At 67.5% G+C, this 18,094-nt stretch carries 16 protein-coding genes; 9 read left to right on the forward strand and 7 right to left on the reverse strand.

Features of this window, described 5'->3' with window-relative positions:
* Position 1: 1 nt before the first annotated feature.
* Complete coding sequence (locus tag GM672_RS12300) at positions 2–442, reverse strand: acyl-CoA thioesterase (RefSeq protein ID WP_155470847.1); 441 nt, start codon at positions 440–442, stop codon at positions 2–4.
* 109 nt (positions 443–551) lie between these two features.
* Here GM672_RS12300 and GM672_RS12305 point away from each other — a divergent pair, with 109 nt between their 5' ends.
* Entirely contained in the window at positions 552–2,381 is a 1,830-nt protein-coding gene (locus tag GM672_RS12305) for an ABCB family ABC transporter ATP-binding protein/permease (RefSeq protein ID WP_155470823.1), read from the forward strand.
* 158 nt (positions 2,382–2,539) lie between these two features.
* Positions 2,540–2,896 carry a hypothetical protein gene (locus GM672_RS12310; RefSeq protein WP_155470824.1) on the forward strand — a complete coding sequence of 119 codons (357 nt, stop codon included), beginning with the start codon at positions 2,540–2,542 and terminating at the stop codon, positions 2,894–2,896.
* Positions 2,897–2,965: 69 nt separating this feature from the next.
* On the opposite strand, the gene GM672_RS12315 is transcribed toward GM672_RS12310, so the two are convergent.
* Positions 2,966–4,228 carry a dicarboxylate/amino acid:cation symporter gene (locus GM672_RS12315; protein ID WP_229427756.1) on the reverse strand — a complete coding sequence of 421 codons (1,263 nt, stop codon included), beginning with the start codon at positions 4,226–4,228 and terminating at the stop codon, positions 2,966–2,968.
* Positions 4,229–4,495: 267 nt separating this feature from the next.
* Here GM672_RS12315 and GM672_RS12320 point away from each other — a divergent pair, with 267 nt between their 5' ends.
* The 6 genes from GM672_RS12320 to GM672_RS29560 all read left to right on the forward strand — a co-directional run bounded on the left by GM672_RS12320 (position 4,496) and on the right by GM672_RS29560 (position 9,628).
* Positions 4,496–5,221, forward strand: a complete 726-nt coding sequence (locus GM672_RS12320; protein WP_155470826.1) for an amino acid ABC transporter ATP-binding protein — start codon at positions 4,496–4,498, stop codon at positions 5,219–5,221.
* A 74-nt stretch (positions 5,222–5,295) separates the two neighbouring features.
* Positions 5,296–6,357 carry a dihydroorotase gene (gene pyrC / locus GM672_RS12325; protein WP_155470827.1) on the forward strand — a complete coding sequence of 354 codons (1,062 nt, stop codon included), beginning with the start codon at positions 5,296–5,298 and terminating at the stop codon, positions 6,355–6,357.
* Positions 6,358–7,167 (forward strand): DUF3025 domain-containing protein, encoded by an 810-nt coding sequence (locus GM672_RS12330; protein ID WP_170300037.1) that lies wholly within the window; start codon positions 6,358–6,360, stop codon positions 7,165–7,167.
* A complete protein-coding gene (locus GM672_RS12335) occupies positions 7,164–8,174 on the forward strand; it encodes a Gfo/Idh/MocA family protein (RefSeq protein WP_155470828.1) in 1,011 nt (336 codons plus the stop codon). The genes GM672_RS12330 and GM672_RS12335 overlap by 4 nt, the downstream gene beginning before the upstream one ends.
* A 106-nt stretch (positions 8,175–8,280) precedes the next feature.
* On the forward strand, positions 8,281–9,498 hold the full coding sequence (locus tag GM672_RS12340; RefSeq protein WP_155470829.1) for an MFS transporter: 1,218 nt from the start codon (positions 8,281–8,283) through the stop codon (positions 9,496–9,498).
* A gap of 1 nt (position 9,499) precedes the next feature.
* Positions 9,500–9,628: a hypothetical protein gene (locus GM672_RS29560; RefSeq protein WP_260099187.1), complete on the forward strand. Its 129-nt coding sequence runs from the start codon at positions 9,500–9,502 to the stop codon at positions 9,626–9,628.
* Here GM672_RS29560 and GM672_RS12345 read toward each other — a convergent pair.
* From GM672_RS12345 to recG, 5 genes are all read right to left on the reverse strand, one after another.
* A complete protein-coding gene (locus GM672_RS12345) occupies positions 9,588–10,694 on the reverse strand; it encodes an acyltransferase family protein (RefSeq protein ID WP_155470830.1) in 1,107 nt (368 codons plus the stop codon). The two genes, GM672_RS29560 and GM672_RS12345, sit on opposite strands and share 41 nt — an antisense overlap.
* Positions 10,691–12,817: a TonB-dependent receptor plug domain-containing protein gene (locus tag GM672_RS12350; RefSeq protein ID WP_155470831.1), complete on the reverse strand. Its 2,127-nt coding sequence runs from the start codon at positions 12,815–12,817 to the stop codon at positions 10,691–10,693. The genes GM672_RS12345 and GM672_RS12350 overlap by 4 nt, the downstream gene beginning before the upstream one ends.
* Positions 12,818–12,924: 107 nt before the next feature.
* The gene (locus tag GM672_RS29735; protein ID WP_155470832.1) at positions 12,925–14,421 is read right to left on the reverse strand and encodes a peptidoglycan DD-metalloendopeptidase family protein; all 1,497 of its coding nucleotides are present in this window, start codon (positions 14,419–14,421) and stop codon (positions 12,925–12,927) included.
* 2 nt (positions 14,422–14,423) lie between these two features.
* A complete protein-coding gene (locus tag GM672_RS12360) occupies positions 14,424–14,798 on the reverse strand; it encodes a BlaI/MecI/CopY family transcriptional regulator (protein WP_155470833.1) in 375 nt (124 codons plus the stop codon).
* A 95-nt stretch (positions 14,799–14,893) separates the two neighbouring features.
* Entirely contained in the window at positions 14,894–16,966 is a 2,073-nt protein-coding gene (recG, locus tag GM672_RS12365; protein WP_155470834.1) for an ATP-dependent DNA helicase RecG, read from the reverse strand.
* Between the two features lie 97 nt (positions 16,967–17,063).
* Here recG and queA point away from each other — a divergent pair, with 97 nt between their 5' ends.
* Entirely contained in the window at positions 17,064–18,089 is a 1,026-nt protein-coding gene (queA, locus tag GM672_RS12370; protein WP_155470835.1) for a tRNA preQ1(34) S-adenosylmethionine ribosyltransferase-isomerase QueA, read from the forward strand.
* Positions 18,090–18,094: the final 5 nt, after the last annotated feature.

Raw genomic sequence — 18,094 nt, forward strand, 5'->3', positions numbered from 1 at the left:
CTTATTTTTGCAGCAGGCTCTCGATCGGCGGCACCTGGCGGGGCTTGCGATCCGGACCGGTGGCGACATAGGTCAGGGTTGCTTCCGTGACCTTGACGATATCAGCCTGCAGGCGGTTGCGTTCCGCGTAGACCTCCACGTTGACGGTGATCGAGGTATTGCCGACCTTGACGATATCGGCATAGAACGACAGCAGGTCGCCGACGAACACGGGGTTCTTGAAGACGAAGGAGTTGACGGCAATGGTGGCGACGCGGCCGTTGGCGCGCCGCGTGGCCGGCAGCGAGCCGGCGATATCGACCTGCGCCATGATCCAGCCGCCGAACACGTCGCCGTAGACATTGGCATCGGCGGGGGCGGGCATCACGCGCAGTTCGGGCATCTTGCCGGGGGGCAGGCCGTTGATCTGCGGCGGGACGTGATTGGCTTGGGACGTGGTCATCATGAATTCTCTTCTGGGGCTACAATGGCCCAAATTGTAAACCACGGGACCCCGGCCAGCCCGGCGCCAGCCGGCGCGGGGGTCTTTCACCGCCAGCCCAAAGCCCGTCATGCGCCGTTCCGCCTACTCGTCCCCCCCGCCCGCCGCCGCCAACAGCCGTGGCGACCTTGCTACCCTGAAAACCCTGTTGCCCTACCTGTGGGTCTACAAATGGCGCGTGGGGGCGGCGCTGCTGGCGCTGGTGGGCGCCAAGCTGGCCAACGTCGGCGTGCCCGTCGTGCTCAAGCACCTGGTCGATTCGATGACGGTCAAGCCGGGCGATCCGCACGCGCTGCTGATCCTGCCCGCCGGGCTGCTGCTGGCCTACGGCGCGCTGCGGCTGTCGACGACGATGTTTACCGAGCTGCGCGAGTTCCTGTTCGCCCGCGTCACGCAGCGCGCCGTGCGCACCATCGCGCTGAAGGTATTCCGGCACCTGCATGCGCTGTCGCTGCGCTTCCACCTGAACCGGCAGACGGGCGGCATGACGCGCGATATCGAGCGGGGCACGCGCGGGGTCGGTTCGCTGATCTCGTATACCTTGTTCAATATCCTGCCGACCCTGGTCGAGATCACGCTGGTGCTGGCCTACCTCGTCACCCATTACGACATCTGGTTTACCGCCATCACGGTCGGGGCGCTGGTTCTGTACATCACCTTTACCGTGCTGGTGACGAACTGGCGTACGCACTTCCGGCGCACCATGAACGATCTCGATTCGAAGGCCAACACGAAGGCCATCGATTCGCTGATCAACTACGAGACCGTCAAGTACTTCGGCAACGAGGACTACGAGGCGCGCCGCTACGACGAAGGGCTGCAGCATTTCGAGTCGGCCGCCGTCAAGTCGCAGACCTCGCTGTCGCTGCTGAACACGGGCCAGTCGGCCATCATCGCCACGGCCGTCACGCTGATCCTGTGGCGCGCCACGGTGGGCGTGATCGACGGCAGCATGACCCTGGGTGACCTGGTGCTGGTCAATTCCTTCATGATCCAGTTGTATATTCCGCTGAACTTCCTGGGCGTGATCTACCGCGAGATCAAGCAAAGCCTGGCCGACATGGAGCGCCTGTTCGCCCTGCTGGACCAGAACCGCGAGGTGGCCGATGCGCCGGACGCGCGGCCGCTGCAAACCCCTGCCGCCCAGGTGAAGTTCTCCCACGTCGACTTCAGCTACGAAGCGAAGCGCCAGATCCTGTTCGACGTCGACTTCACCATCCCGGCCGGCACCACCACGGCCGTCGTCGGCCACAGCGGCTCGGGCAAGTCGACCCTGTCACGCCTGCTGTTCCGCTTCTATGACGTCAACGCCGGCGCCATCACGATCGACGGCCAGGACCTGCGCGGCGTGACCCAGGATTCGCTGCGCCATGCCATCGGCATCGTGCCGCAGGATACGGTGCTGTTCAACGACACCATCGCGTACAACATCGGCTACGGCAAGCCTGGCGCCACGCATGAGGAAATCGTCGCGGCCGCGCGCGCCGCGTCGATCCACGACTTCATCGAAAGCCTGCCCGACGGCTATGGCTCGATGGTCGGCGAGCGTGGCCTGAAGCTGTCCGGCGGCGAGAAGCAGCGCGTGGCCATTGCCCGCACCCTGCTGAAGAACCCCGCCATCCTGATCTTCGACGAGGCCACGTCGGCACTGGATTCGAAGTCGGAGCAGGCCATCCAGGCGCAGTTGAAGGAGATCGCGAAAAACCGCACGACGATGGTGATCGCGCACCGCCTGTCGACCATTGCCGATGCCCAGCAGATCCTCGTGATGGACCATGGCCGCATCGTCGAACGGGGCACGCACCAGTCACTGCTGGCCAGCGGCGGCGTCTATGCGCAGATGTGGGAGCGCCAGCAGGCACGGGGCGACGAGGAGGCTCCGGCCGAGGCGCTGGCTTGAGCCCGGCCGCGCGGCGCCGTCGGGATTTCTTACATTATTGTCCAGTACGCTGATGACTGCGCAGTAAGCCGATGATTCCTTGACGGGTTTTTCACTGGCGCGATCCTTGCCTGCGTTGAGGTGAGCCGTCGTTCGGGCGGCATCCGGCGGAGGTCATCGTGAAATCGCTCCTGAGTGCGTGGTTTGCCGCGCTGCTGCTGTCGACCAGCCTGCCGGCTGCCGCCGCGATCTGGCTGGAGGAATATCCGCCCGGCACCCTGTCGACCACGCCGGCTGCATTGCCTGCGGACTGGGCCACCGTGCCCCACGTCCCGGCGCTGCCCATCGAGCCGCTGGCGGAAGACGTTCCCGCCATCCACCGCGCCGTGCTGCCGCTCAATCCCCCGCCCGTGCCGGAGCCGATGCTGGTGGTGATGCTGGCCTGCGGCATGCTGCTGATTATGCCGGGGGCCTGGCTGGCCGAATGGTCGCACCTGGGCGACCGGCGCCGCCTGCTGGGGGAGAACGGCCCCTGACGCAGGCGGCGCGCCCATGAAAAAGGCCGGGCTTGCGGCCCGGCCTGATGTCTTGCGGCGTGCGACCGATCAGGTCAGCGGCGCCGTCGCCAGGTCCTTGTCGGTCTGCGGCGCCGTCAGTTCGCCTTCCCATTTCGCCACCACGGCCGTCGCGATGCTGTTGCCGACGACGTTCGTGGCCGAGCGGGCCATGTCGAGGAAGTGGTCGATACTGAGCAGCAGCACCAGGCCCGCTTCCGGGATATTGAACTGGTTCAGCGTGGCGGCGATCACCACCAGCGAGGCGCGCGGCACGCCGGCCATGCCCTTGGACGTCAGCATCAGCACGGCCATCATCGTCATCTGCGTGCCCAGCGACAGGTCGATGCCGTAGGCCTGGGCGATGAAGACGGCCGCGAAGGTGCAGTACATCATCGAGCCGTCCAGGTTGAACGAATAACCGATCGGCAGCACGAAGGCGGCGATGCGGTTGCGTACACCGAAACGCTCCAGGCCTTCCAGAGTTTTCGGGAATGCCGCTTCCGACGACGCCGTGGAAAAGGCCAGCAGGGTCGGGCCGCGCACTTCGCGCAGCAGGTCGAAAACGCGCTTGCCGAGGAAAATGAAGCCTGCGGCGATCAACAGGCCCCACAGCACGGCGATACCGAAGTAGAACTCGGCCATGAAGACGCCATAGGTCTTCAGCACGCCCAGGCCTTCCTTGGCGATGATGCCCGACACGGCCGCGAACACGGCGATCGGCGCGAACTGCATCACGTAATGCGTCACCTTCAGCATCACGTGGGCGACACCGTCGATGGCTTCGATGGTCGGCTCGGCCTTCTTGCCCACGGCGGCGGCGGCCAGGCCGAAGAACAGCGAGAACACGACGATCTGCAGGATCTCGTTCTTGGCCATGCCGTCCACGATCGACGACGGCACCAGGTGGGTGATGAAGTCCTTCAAGGTCAGGCTGCTGGTGGCCAGGTTGGCGGCGGCACCGGTGGTGCTCAGGGTGCCGGCCAGCGCATCGCCGGGGCGGAAGATATTCACCAGCACCAGGCCCAATGCCAGCGACATCACCGAGGCAATAAAGAACCAGCCCAGCGTCTTCAGGCCGATGCGGCCCACTTCACCGGCATCGCCCATGCGCGCGATGCCCACCACCAGCGTGGAAAACACCAGCGGCGCGATGATCATCTTGATCAGGCGGAGGAACAGCGTGGTAACGAGTGACATCGCCTCCGAATAGCTGGCCGGCGCCGTCATCGAGATATTCAATACGTATCCGGCCAGGATACCCAGGGCCAGTGCCACCAGGATCCAGGTGGTCAGGCGGCTTCTTTTCTCGATATGGTTTTTGGTCTCCATATATCTTTCTCCTGGTAGGGCCACGCCTTGCCGGGTAAGGGGGCGGGGCCGGTTTTGCCGCTAGAATGCTGAAAACCGCGCGCCGCGAGACGGCCGTTTTCGGGGTTATCCGTTACGATCTTCTTGCCGTCGTTGCTAAAAGATCAGGCAATTTAATCAATAAGTCCCGCAGTATCCTTGTGGCTCACAGCACTGTCAAGCGACTGTGGATGGGCGCCCACAGGCCGCCGCGGGCGCATGTGGACAGCGATGATCGAACTGAGAAACGTCAGCAAGTGGTACGACAAGTTCCAGGTACTGGCCGATTGCAGCACGCAGGTAGCCCGGGGCGACGTGATGGTCATCTGCGGCCCTTCCGGCTCCGGCAAATCCACCTTGATCAAGACCGTCAACGGCCTGGAGCCCTTCCAGCAGGGCGAAATCATCGTCGACGGCACTTCGGTCGGCGCGGCCGGCACCGACCTGCCCCGGCTGCGTGCCCGTATCGGAATGGTATTCCAGAATTTCGAATTGTTCCCGCACCTTTCCGTGCGCGCCAACCTGGTGCTTGGCCAGGTCAAGGTGCTGGGGCGAGGGCGCGAGGAAGCCGAGGCGCGCGGCCTGCATTTCCTGGAGCGGGTGGGCCTGCTGGCGCAGCAGGACAAGCATCCGCACCAGCTCTCCGGCGGCCAGCAGCAGCGCGTGGCGATCGCGCGGGCGCTGGCGATGGACCCAGTGGCGCTGCTGTTCGACGAGCCCACGTCCGCGCTCGACCCGGAAATGATCAACGAGGTGCTCGACGTGATGGTCGACCTGGCGCGCGAGGGCATGACGATGATGGTGGTGACCCATGAAATGGGCTTTGCCCGCAAGGTGGCGAACCGCGTCGTGTTCATGGACCAGGGCCGCATCGTCGAGGACTGCGCCACCGAGGCCTTCTTCGGCGCGCCCCGCTCGGCGCGGGCGCGCGAGTTCCTGGCCCGGATCATCCGCTAGCGCACCGGAAGCAAGGGCTGCGGTGCCGGCGCCCGCTGAGGGTAGAATGTCGCATCCGTTTTTCGAGAGTTGCCATGTCCACCACAGCTTCCCCGTTCTCCGCGCCGTCGTCCCTGACCATCATCCGTCCCGACGACTGGCACCTGCACCTGCGCGACGGCGCTACCATGGCGGCCGTGCTGCCGCACAGCGCGCGCCAGTTCGGCCGCGCCATCGTGATGCCGAACCTGAAGCCGCCCGTCACGACGGTGGCGCAGGCCGCGGCCTACCGCGACCGCATCCTGGCCGCGCTGCCGGCGGAGCTGGCGTTCGAGCCCCTGATGACGCTGTACCTGACCAATAACACCTCGCCCGACGAAATCCGCCGCGCCGCGGAAACGGACTTTATTCATGCCGTCAAGCTGTACCCGGCCGGCGCCACCACCAATTCCGACGCCGGCGTGACCGACCTGGCCAACTGCTACAAGGTGCTGGAGACGATGCAGGAAGTGGGCCTGCCTTTCCTCGTGCACGGCGAAGTGACCGATGCCGACATCGACCTGTTCGACCGTGAAGCCGTCTTCATCGAGCGCATCATGCGCCCGCTGCGCAAGGACTTCCCGGCGCTGCCCATCGTGTTCGAGCACATCACCACCAAGGATGCGGCCCAGTACGTGGCCGAGGCGGAAGGCCCGATCGGCGCCACGATCACGGCCCACCACCTGCTGTACAACCGCAACGAGATATTCAAGGGCGGCATCCGCCCCCATTACTACTGCCTGCCCGTGCTGAAGCGCGAGGAACACCGCCTGGCGCTCGTCACGGCCGCCACCAGCGGCGACGAACGCTTCTTCCTCGGCACCGACTCGGCACCGCACGCACAGGGCGCCAAGGAAGCGGCCTGCGGCTGCGCCGGCTGCTACACGGCGCTGCACGCGATGGAGCTGTATACCGAAGCCTTCGAGCGCGCCGGCGCGCTGGACAAGCTGGAAGCCTTCGCCAGCCTGAACGGCCCCACCTTCTACGGCTTGGCGCCGAACGCGGGCACCATCACGCTCCAGCGCGAGCAGTGGACCCTGCCGCAAACGCTGCCGTTCGGCGACCAGGACCTGGTGCCGCTGAACGCGGGCGAAACCATCAACTGGAAAATGGCCTAAGTGTTCGGCACGATCGACTGGTCCCGGCCCTGGTACGCCTCCGTGCGGCCCGCGGCCGGGCAGGCCGGTCGGCTGGGCGACGACGTCATCCCCGCCTTCAACGCCCGGGCGCAGGCGCTCGGGCTGGTCAACCACCAGGGCCTGCCGTTGCGCTTCGTGCCCCAGTCCGCGCTGCCGGACGGCGTGGCGTACGAGGAATTCATCGGCGCCACCGGCGGCGTGCCCACGCGCGAGAACCTGCACGACTTCTTCAACGGCCTCGTATGGCTGACCTTCCCGCTGGTGAAGCGCCAGCTCAACGCGCTGCAGGCCGGACGCATTGCGCGCGACGGCATCGGCAAGTCGCGCGGGCCGGCCAGGGATGCGGCCACCATCTTCGACGAAAATGCCGCGCTGCTGGTCGTGCGCGAAGGCGGGGAGGGCGCCGCGCTGGTGGATGCCTTGCGCAGCCACCGCTGGCGCGAAGCCTTCGTGCAGCGCGCCGGCATGTTCGGCGCCGATGCCGAAGTCTGGCTGTTCGGCCACGCGCTGATGGAAAAACTGGTGGCGCCGTACAAGGCCATCACGGCGCACACCCGCATCGTCGTCGCCGCCGACACATACTTCACGCTGCCGCGCGAGGAACGCCAGGCCTGGATCGACGCCCACGTGGCGCACCAGCTGGCCCAGGAAGAACTGTGCAATGCCGATTTCACGCCGCTCCCCGTGCTGGGCATACCCGGCTGGTGGGCGCAGCAGGACGACGCTTTTTATGACGACACCACCGTGTTCCGCCCCAGGCGGAACACGCACACACAGGAGAAAGCATGACCGCGACAGTACCGACCATCCGCTGGGGCATCCTCGGCACCGGCAAGATCGCCAAGGCCTTCGCCACGGCGCTGAAGGACACGCCTGACGCCGTGCTGACGGCCGTTGCCTCACGCCGTGTCGATAGCGCTACCGCCTTCGCCGGCGAATACGGCTCGCACGAGCTGACGAAAAGCCACGGCAGCTACCAGGCCCTGGCCGATGATCCGGATGTCGATGCCATCTATGTCGCCACGCCGCACCCGATGCACCGCGAAAATGCGCTGATGTGCCTGAACGCCGGCAAGGCCGTGCTGGTGGAGAAGGCCTTTACCATCAACCGCCGCGAGGCCGAAGAGATCGTGGCGCTGGCGCGGGCGAAAAAGCTGTTCGCGATGGAGGCCATGTGGACGCGCTTCCACCCGTCGCTGCTGGAAGCGAAGCGCATCATCGCCAGCGGCGAGATCGGCACCGTCGCCACCATCCAGGCCGACCTGGGCTTCTACTCCGACGCCGGTCCCGAACACCGCCTGTTCAACCCGGCCCTGGGCGGCGGCGCGCTGCTCGACCTGGGTATTTACCCGCTGTCGATCGCGGCCTACTTCCTCGGGCCCGTGGCCTCCGTCAAGGCGGCCGGCCAGCTGGGTCCGACTGGCGTGGACGTGCAGTCCAGCTTCGTGCTGACCCACGAGAACGGCGGCCTGTCGAGCTGCAATACGAGCCTCCTGGCCCGCACCCCGGTCGAATGCACGATCTGCGGCAGCAAGGGCTTCATCCGCCTGCACAGCCGCTTCCACAACACGCAGGACCTGACGGTGGAACTGAACGACGGCAGCCGCCGCACCGTCAACACGCCCCGCATCGGCAACGGCTACGCCCATGAAATCATCGAAGTGAACCGCTGCCTGCGCGAGGGCCTGCTGGAAAGCCCCGTCATGCCGCTGGACGAAACGGTGGCGCTGATGGGCGTGCTGGACGACATCCGCCGGCAGATCGGCGTTGTGTACGACGCGGACCGGGCAGCGTAACGCGGACGTCAACAGCCCAGTCCAGCCCGGGCCCAGCCGCCAGGCGGCCCGATATCGGGACATGTTGTTTGGAGTACACTAGCCTGCCCTCATCGACGGATTCGCCATGTTCACCAGCCAACGCGCCCCCGACCTGAAAGCCGTCCTGATCGCCAGCGGCGTCGTGCTGACCCTGGCGATGGGCGTGCGCCATGGCTTCGGCTTCTGGATGCAGCCCATTTCGCAGGCCAACGGCTGGAGCCGCGAGACGTATTCGCTGGCGATGGCGTTGCAGAACTTGATGTGGGGCGCCTTCGGTCCGCTGGCCGGCATGGTGGCGGACCGCTTCGGCACCATGCGCGTCGTGCTGGTGGGGGCGGTGGCGTATATGGCGGGCCTGGTGTGGATGGCCGTCGTCAAGGAGCCGACCTTGTTCATCATCGGCTCGGGCATCCTGATCGGCCTGGGGCTGGCCTGCACGGGCTTTGGCGCCGTCAGCGGCATCATCGGCCGGGCCGCGCCGCCGGAGCGGCGTTCCTGGGCCTTCGGCATTTCCGGCGCCGCCAGCTCCTTCGGCCAGTTCCTCCTGATGCCCATCGAGCAGACCCTGATCTCGTCGGTCGGATGGCAGAATGCCTTCTACCTGCTGGCCTGCCTGGTGCTGTTCCTGATGGTGCCGATGTCGTTCCGGCTGCGCGAACCGGCCCATGCCAAATCGGCCGGACACCACCAGAGCATCCGCGAGGCCATGGGCGAAGCCGTCGGCAACCGCTCCTTCCTTCTGCTGGTGGCCGGTTATTTCGTCTGCGGCTTCCAGCTCGTGTTCATCGGCGTGCACATGCCGGCCTACCTGAAGGACAAGGGCGTGACCGACCCGAAGGTGGCCGTGACGGCGCTGGCGCTGATCGGCCTCTTTAATATCTTCGGTTCCTACATGGCGGGCCAGCTGGGCGGCAAGCTGCCCAAGCGCTACCTGCTGTCCTTCATCTACTTCGCCCGCTCGGCCGTCATCGCCCTGTTCCTGCTGGCACCCCTGACACCGTGGTCGGTCTACCTGTTCGCCGCCGCCATGGGCGTGCTGTGGCTGTCCACGGTGCCGCTGACGAACGGCATCATTGCCGGCGTGTTCGGCCTGTCGCACATGTCGATGCTGGCCGGCGTGGTGTTCTTGTCGCACCAGATCGGCAGCTTCATCGGCGTCTGGCTGGGCGGCTACCTGTTCGACCTGCAGGGCAGCTACGACATGGTGTGGGGCATCGCCATGGGCCTGGGCCTGCTGGCTGCCCTGGCCAACCTGCCCGTCGACGAACGCCCGCTGGTGCGTGGCGGCTTGAAAGCGGCATGACATGAAGCCCGGCCTGAAACGGGCGGCGGCCTGGCTGGCCGGTGCCGCCGTGCTGGCACTGTGCTTCGCGGCCTACCTGCGCCCGGCCTTCATGCTGGACCTGGCGAACCGGATCTACCTGTGCTTCTGAACAGGCGTTGGGCGCCGAACGCCACCAATGCGCTGGCCGCGACGAAGCCGGCCAGCAGCGGCAGGCGGCCGGCATAGGCGACGTCCCCCCGCTCGAACATATTGCGCAGCAGCGCCAGCACGATGATGTGGAACAGGTAGAGCTCATAGCTGTGCCGCCCCATCCACCGCAGCGGCGCCAGCGCCGGCCCGGCGCCGATGCCCGACCGGTCTTGCGGTGCGCCGGCGGCGGCCAGCAGGAACAGCGCGGCGGCCAGCGCAACCCATGTGAAGCCGAGCGCCTCGTGCCCGTGAATGCCGCGCAGGTACACCGCCGCCAGCACGATACAGGCGAGCCACCGCAGCAGTCGCGCATATGGCAGTGGCAACGCCAGCCGCCGCACCAGCAGCGCGGTCAGGCAGCCGATGGCGATGGCGTCGAAACAGGCCAGGTAGCCGTACATGAAATACAGTTCATTGTCCGCATGGTGGGCCCGGTACAGCGGCCCGGCCACGATGGCCGCCGCGCACAGCAGCACGAACAGCCACGTGCGGCGCAGCAGCACGCCGGCCGGCGGCAGCAGCAGGTAGAACATCTCCTCCACCGACAGCGACCAGTAGATATTGAGGCAGTAGTTGAAGTAGCCGGCCGACTGCATCAGCACGTTGTGCCAGAAGGTCAGCACGGAGCCCACACCCAGCACGAAGAACGACGCCGACAGCGCCGGCTCGGCATCGGAATTATCGAAGTAGGGCACGCCGGCGCAACCCAGCGCCACGATCACGGCCAGGGCCAGCAGCAGCGGCGGCAGGATGCGGCGCGCCCGTGCCGCATAGAAGGCGCGGGCGTCGATCCGGGCCAGGCTGTCCCAGCGCGCCAGCGAGTTGGCCGTGATCAGGTAGCCGGAAATGACGAAGAACACCGTCACGCCGAAATTGCCGTTCAGGACCAGGGCGCGCACGAAGTCCGGCCCGAACAGGGTGGCCAGGGGACTGTCCTTCAGGCCGAAGGCCAGCGCGAAGTGCAGCAGCAGCACGCAGGCGATGGCGGCGCCGCGCAGCACGTCGACATGGGGATTGCGGGTCATTGGCGCGTCTCCAGTCCGATGCGCAGTGCCGTGCGCGTTTGCGTGGCCGTGACGGCCTCGCGCCAGTCGCCGCCCAAGTTGTATGCAGCAGGGGCATCGGCAGCGGCGGCAGAATACGCGCGGCGTGCCACGCTGTCTCGCCGCAGCAGGTTGATTGCATCGACGCGCAAGCGCCAGCCCGGGGCCAGCTGCCACGTGGCGTAGGCATCGAGCTTGCGCTGCGCCGACGCGGCCGTCGTCAGCCGCGCGGAAGGACGTGTCCGCGCGCCGCCCTGGTAGCCGAAATTGGCCCCGAATGCCATGGCGCCGGTGCGGTAGTCCAGGCCCAGCGTGCCGCTGACGGGCACCTGCCGGTCCAGCCGGTTGTCCGGGCCCGGAACGGCGGCGACGCGCGACCAGTTGCGTGCCACGTCGGCGCGCACGGAAAGCGCCGGCGTCAATGCCAGCCTGGCCTCGAATGCGACACCATGCGTGCTGGCGCGGCCGCTGTTGGCGGGCCGGCTCACCCAACGGCTGCCATCCTGGTACAGCTGCTGCAAGGTCACGTCCTCGATACGTCGCGCATAGGCGCTCGCGCCGACCAGGGCGTCCGGACCCAGGTAGCGCTCGATGCCGGTGTCGAGGCCCCATGCCAGTTCCGGACGCAGCGCCGGATTGCCTTCCGTGTCCGGATTGGTGGCGCTGTTGCCGTTGTCGGTCGTGTAGCGGCGGGGGATCAGCTCGACCATCGTCGGTGCCTTGAAGGTGCGGCTGACGCCGGCGCGCCAGGTGGTGGTGTCCGCCAGCTTCCACGCGGCCTGCAGCACGGGGCTCCACAGCCGGCCGACCTGCCGCGTGCGCGCGGCATCGCCACCGGCAATGGCGGTGACCAGGGTTTCGTGGCGCAGCCCGGCCGACAGCGACCACGCGCCGGCAGTCCAATCGTCCTGCAAATAGAAGGCGGTGCGGTCGATCCGGCCCCGGTAGCGCTGGTCCAGAGCAAAGTTCAAGGTGCCGTCCGGCGCATATTCCTGCTCGACCCGCGTCTGCGTGCGCTCGCCCCGGCTGACGTCCCAACCTGCCACCAGCGCATGGCGCCCCCACGGCGTGGCCGTGAACTTCCCCTTCGTCAGCAGCAGGTCGTCGCCGATGTCGGCCTGGACGTGCCGCGTGGTCGTGTCAGCGCCGGCGTGACCGGCAAACGTGAAGTCGGTGCTGCGTGGATGGTGGCTGGCGCCGGCCGTCAGTTCCAGCGTGGCGCCCGACTCGAGCCGGTGCAGCCACGTCAGGTCGCTGCGCAGCAGGGTTGCGCGCGCACGGAACCGGCTGTCCAGTTCGGGGAAGTCGGTGGCCGCGCCGGCCAGCAGGGTTTCCCGGCCCGCCAGCCCGATGCGCCGGCGCGTGAAGCTGGCGAAGCTTTGCGACGTCACCGTGTCGGTATCGTTGGGCTTCCACGCCAGGCGCGGCGTCAGCGCGGCACTGTCGATGACGCCCAGGCTGTCGAAGGCGGTATCGCGTGCACCGTCGCTGCCCCGTTCCTGCTGCAACTGCCGTTCCGGCAGCGCGGTACGCAAGACGTTGACGCCGGCCAGCCATGACCAGTGATGATCCTTGCCGGACCACTGGGCGCCGGCGCGGGGCGACCAGCGCCGGCCCAGCCGTTCGGTGGCCGCGTTCAGTTCTCGTCCGGCCTTGCCGGCCGACTTGCGCAGCACGATGTTGACGGTGCCGGCGATGGCCTGCGTCCCCAGTTCGGCCGATGCGGCGCGCACGATCTCCACCTTCTCCACCAGTTCCGGCGCCAGGGTGTCGATGCTGAAACCGGCCGGCGCCGGCACGCCGTTCAGCAGCACCTGCGTGTAGCCGGCACCCAGGCCGCGCATGCGGATTTCCGTACCGCGGCCGGTGATATCGACGGTGATGCCGGGCACGCGCTGCAAGGCGTCGGCCAGCGTGCGCCCGCCGTCCGCCGCCAGTTGCGCGCGGCCCAGTACGACGGTGCTGGCGGTGTCTTCGCGGCGCTGGTCGTAGCGCGCGCCGGTGACCTGCACGACAGGCGGTTCGGAAGCCACGGCATGGCCGCAGGCGATGGCGTTGGCGATGGCGATGACAAGCCGAAGGCGGCCAAGGCGAAATGACTGCATGGTGTCTCTTTTCGATGGATGAGCGAAGCCGCGCCGCCTGGCGGCAGCGGTTCGATGTAAAGGGAACGTCGGGGTCGGGGAACGCCGCCGGGACGGCGGCGGGGATTTCAGCGTCGGGTGGAGGCCATCGGCGGCAGTGAAGCGCCTAGCACGTCGCGCGGGTCGACCTGTGCGCCGCCACGCTGCACTTCGAAGTGCAGGTGCGGGCCGGTGACCTTGCCGGTGGCGCCGCTCGTCCCGATCTGCTGGCCGGCCCGGACTTGGTCGCCGGCGCGAACGGTGCGTTTGTCCAGGTGGGCATACAGGGTGCGCAGGCCATCGGCATGCTCGATGACGACGACCTTGCCGTATCGCTGCCCACCTGCATACGTGTCGGTGGAGACGGCCACCATGCCATCGGCCGGCGCCATGACGAGCGTGCCGCGCATGGCGCGCAGATCCATGCCCCGGTGCGGCTTGCCGCTGGGCCGGTTGGTGGTACCGAAGTCGCTCGTCACCTGCACTTGCGCCAATGGCGCCTGCCAGCGAACGGCGGGGGCCACGGTGGCTTGGGGCGGGGCGGGCATGCCGGGCTCGTCGCGCCAGCCCGGTTGCGGTTGCAGCAGCACGCTGGCACCGCACAGGGGCGCCAGCAGCAGCAGGGCGATGGCTCCGGCCAGCGGTGCCGGCGCGGCGGGACCCGTATCACGGATCATGCGGATGCGGTCGGCAAGGGCGGCGGCGCCCGTGGCGGACCAGCCGAAGCCCAAGGCCGCCAGCGGCGTGCCGGCATGCCGTGCATCGACCTGTACGGCCAGCTGCGCCACCAGGGCGGCGGCATAGCTGCGGCGCGTGGCCGCCGGCCGGCCGGCCAGCACGGCGCGGTCGCAACCGAGTTCCAGGGCCCAGTGCAGGTGGGCGCGCAGGCCGTGGGCCGCCGGGATAAACCACAGCAGCGTTTGCAGCAGCACGCCGGCATGCTGCCACAGGTGGTCGCGGCGGCGCAGGTGCGCCAGCTCATGGGCCACGATCAGTTGTTGCTGTTCGGCCGGGAAGGCGCGCAGGTGACGTGGCAGCAGCAGGGCGGGGCGGCGCAATCCGGCCAGCATCGGCGCGATCGGGGCATCGACTTCGCGCACGGGCGGCGTGGCGGCATGCACGGCGGCGAATGCCGGATGCGTTTGCACGTCGCAGCGTTCGCCCGCATGCAGCAGCCCGCGTACGGCACGGTGGGCCCTGTGCCAGCGTCCTGCGTGCCACGCCAGGCCGCCGCCATAGCAGGCCAGCCACAGCCAGCCCAACAAGGGCAGGCGTTCGGCCTCGTCCAGGTCGTCGCTGCCGGTGCCGCCCCCGGCGAGCGGCGCGCTGCCGCCGGCCGGTGCCGTGATGGACGCCGCCGCCGGCGCGTCGGCCGGCAGCAGGCTGTAACGGGGCAGGCCGGGCAGCATCGCCAATACCAGCGACGCGGCACCGGCCAGCTGGGCCAGCAGCCAGGGCAAGCGGCGCTGCGCCAGTCCCGGCCAGCGACGCCTTGCCAGCAGCAGCCCGGCCCAGGCCGCGGTGCACACGGCCAGCGCGGTAAGGCTGGCCTGCAGGAACACCAGGGGATAGCTGGAGTAGGCCATCGTCACTCCTTGTCCACCGGCCAGTCGTGCAGCAGCTGTTCCAACTCCGCCAGCTCGCTGCGGTTGACCAGCTTCGAGCCCGTGAACATATTCACGGGCAGCGGGTGGTCCATCTCCATCACGCGGCTGCCGAAGTCGCGGGCAAAGGCGGCCAGGGTCTCCACCTTGTCCAGCGCGGCGGCATACACGTTGATGCCATGGGCCACCTGCTGCACCACCATCTGTTTTTCCAGCATGCGGTCGAGCGTCTTGCGGGTGGACGAATAGGACCACTGCAGTTCGGCCTCGACCTGCTGGTGGATTTCGCGGGCGGACAGGGGCTGCTGCTTCCACAGGCATTTGAGCAGCGTGAGTTCGGTAACGGACGGGATGGACATGACGGCTCCTTGTGACGAGTGCCGCTATCGTACGACAGTTGTCGCATGGTTGCAATGCTTATATGCGACACGTGTCGCGCAGGGGCGACGGCACCTTACACCTTCAGGAACTCTTCCTTCCCGCCCAGCCAGCGCTCCAGGTGGGCTGCCACGATGGCGGCGCTGCCGGGCAGCTCGTCGTGCAGCAAGGCGTGCGCCAGGTCGCGGGCCTGGTCGACCAGCCAGCCGTCCGTTTCCAGGTCGGCGAAGCGCAGCATGGCCTGGCCGGACTGGCGCGCACCGAGGAACTCGCCGGGGCCGCGGATTTCCAGGTCGCGCCGGGCGATCTCGAAGCCGTCCGTCGTCTCGCGCATCGTCATCAGGCGCTGCTTGGCGATCGGCCCCAGCGGACTCTGGTACAGCAGCAGGCAGACGCTGGCCGCCGAGCCGCGTCCGACCCGCCCGCGCAGCTGGTGCAGCTGCGACAGGCCGAAGCGCTCCGCATGCTCGATCACCATCAGCGACGCATTGGGCACGTCCACGCCCACCTCGATGACGGTGGTGGCCACCAGCACGTGCACCTCGGCCGCAGTGAACGCATCCATGACGACCTGCTTTTCCGCCGGCTTCAGGCGTCCGTGCACCAGGCCCACGCGCAGGTCGGGCAGGGCGGCGGCGAGCGTCTCGTAGGTTTCCGTCGCCGTCTGCAGCTGCAGTGCCTCGGATTCCTCGATCAGGGGGCAGACCCAGTAGACCTGGCGTCCTTCCAGCGCGGCCGCATGGACCCGTTCGATCACCTCGTCGCGCCGGTTCTGGTCGATCACCCGTGTGACGATGGGCGTGCGCCCGGGCGGCAGCTCGTCGATGACGGACACTTCCAGGTCGGCGTAATACGTCATCGCCAGGGTGCGCGGGATCGGCGTGGCCGACATCATCAGCTGGTGCGGCACCAGCCCGTCCGCGCCCTTGTTGCGCAGGGTCAGGCGCTGGCCCACGCCGAAGCGGTGCTGCTCGTCGACGATGACGAGGCCGAGACGGTCGAACTGCACGGTGTCCTGGATCAGCGCGTGCGTGCCGATGACGAGGCGGGCCGCGCCCGATTCGACCAGCTCCACGGCGGCCTGCTTGTCCTTCTTTTTCAGGCTGCCCGTCAGCCACGCCACCTGCACGCCCAGCGGTTCCATCCACGCGGCGATCTTGCGGAAGTGCTGCTCGGCCAGGATCTCGGTGGGCGCCATCAGGGCGGCCTGGAAGCCGCTGTCGATGGCCTGGGCGGCCGCCAGCGCCGCCACCACGGTCTTGCCGCTGCCGACATCGCCCTGCAGCAACCGCTGCATCGGGTACTGCTGGCGCAGGTCGGTACGGATCTCGTCCAGCACGCGCTGCTGGGCTTTCGTCAGCTGGAACGGCAGCACGGCCTGGAACGCGGCCGACAGCGAACCGATGGCGTGCAGCGGCGCCGCGCCCTTCTGCCGGCGCGACTGCTGCGCGCGTTTCAGCGAAAGCTGCTGGGCCAGCAGCTCGTCGAACTTCATGCGCGTCCAGGCCGGGTGGCTGCGCTCTTCCAGCTCGTGTTCGTTGACGTCGTGCGGCGGGTAGTGCAGCAGGCGGATGGCCGGCTCGAAGGGTTGCAGGTGCAGGCGCTCGCGCAGCGCTGCCGGCAGGGTATCGGTCCAGTCGACCCGCCGCATCGCCTCGGCGATGGAACGGCGCAGCACGGCCTGCGACAGGCCTTCGCCGGACGGGTAGACGGGCGTGAGCGACGTCGGCAGCGGCGCCCCTTCGGTGACGATCTTGTAGGCCGGGTGGACCATCTCGGCGCCGAAGAAGCCGTGTTTCAGCTCGCCCCGCGCGCGCACCCGCGTGCCCTCGGCCATCTGCTTGACCTGGCTGCCGTAGAAATTCATGAAGCGCAGCTGCAGTTCGCCCGTGTCGTCGGCGATATGGACGATGAACTGGCGCCGCGGCTTGTACGTGATCTCGTTGCTCGTGACGATGCCTTCCACCTGCGACACGTGGCCGCCGCGCAGGCAGGCCTCGCGAATGGAAATGACTTCCGTTTCGTCTTCGTAGCGCATCGGCAGGTGCAGCACCAGGTCCATATCGGTGCGCAATCCCAGTCTGGCCAGTTTGCTTTCGGCGGTCGCCGCTTTTTTTACTGCGGGCTTGCTTTGCTTCGTTTCAGCCATTTTTGCGCGATTTTTGGGCAGTAGCGTAAAATAGAGGGTTGCCTGTTGGTTTTTGGGGTTTTCTCGGCATCCGCCACGTACTGCATCTGAACACGTCATGTATTCGCTATCCGACTTCGATTTTAACTTGCCGCCCGAGCGTATCGCTCAATTTCCTCTACCGGACCGCAGTGCCTCGCGCCTGCTGCACGTCGACGGCGCGCGCCTGGTCGACCGCCAGTTCACCGACATCCTCGACCAGCTCGCTCCGGGCGACCTGCTGGTGATGAACGACACCCGCGTGTTGAAGGCCCGCTTCTTCGGCGTCAAGGACAGCGGCGGCAAGGTCGAGGTGCTGGTCGAGCGCGTGCTCGACACCCGTACCGTGCTGGCCCAGGTGCGTGCGTCCAAGTCGCCCGGCCCGGGCGTGAAAATCCGCCTGGCCGATGCCTTCGACGTCACCGTCGGCGAGCGTGCCGGCGAATTCTATACGCTGGCCTTCGAGGACGACGTCTTCGACCTGATCGAACAGTACGGCCGCCTGCCGCTGCCGCCGTATATCGAGCACGCGCCGGGCGAATTCGACGAAACGCGCTACCAGACCGTGTTCAACAAGGTGCCCGGCGCCGTCGCCGCGCCCACGGCCGGGCTGCACTTCGACGAAGCGCTGCTGCAAAAGCTCAAGGACAAGGGCGTGCAGTTCGCCTACGTCACCTTGCACGTGGGCGCCGGGACCTTCCAACCCGTGCGGACGGAGAACCTGGCCGAGCACAAGATGCACACGGAGTGGTACACGATGCCGCAGGCGACGGTGGACGCCGTGCAGGCGGCGCGCGCGGCCGGGCGCGACGTCATCGCCGTCGGCACCACCAGCCTGCGCGCGCTGGAGTCGGCCTCGCAGACGGGCGCGCTGGCGGCCGGCAGCGCCGACACGGCCCTGTTCATCACGCCGGGCTACCTGTTCAAGACTGTGACGCGCCTGATCACCAACTTCCACCTGCCCAAGTCGACCCTGCTGATGCTGGTGTCGGCCTTTGCCGGCTATGACGAGATCCGCGCGGCCTATGCCCACGCGATCGCCAACGAATACCGCTTCTTCAGCTATGGCGACGCCATGCTGCTGACGACGCCGAACCGGGCCTGAGCCCG

It is taken from the genome of Pseudoduganella buxea (assembly GCF_009720835.1).
GTDB lineage: Bacteria > Pseudomonadota > Gammaproteobacteria > Burkholderiales > Burkholderiaceae_D > Rugamonas > Rugamonas buxea.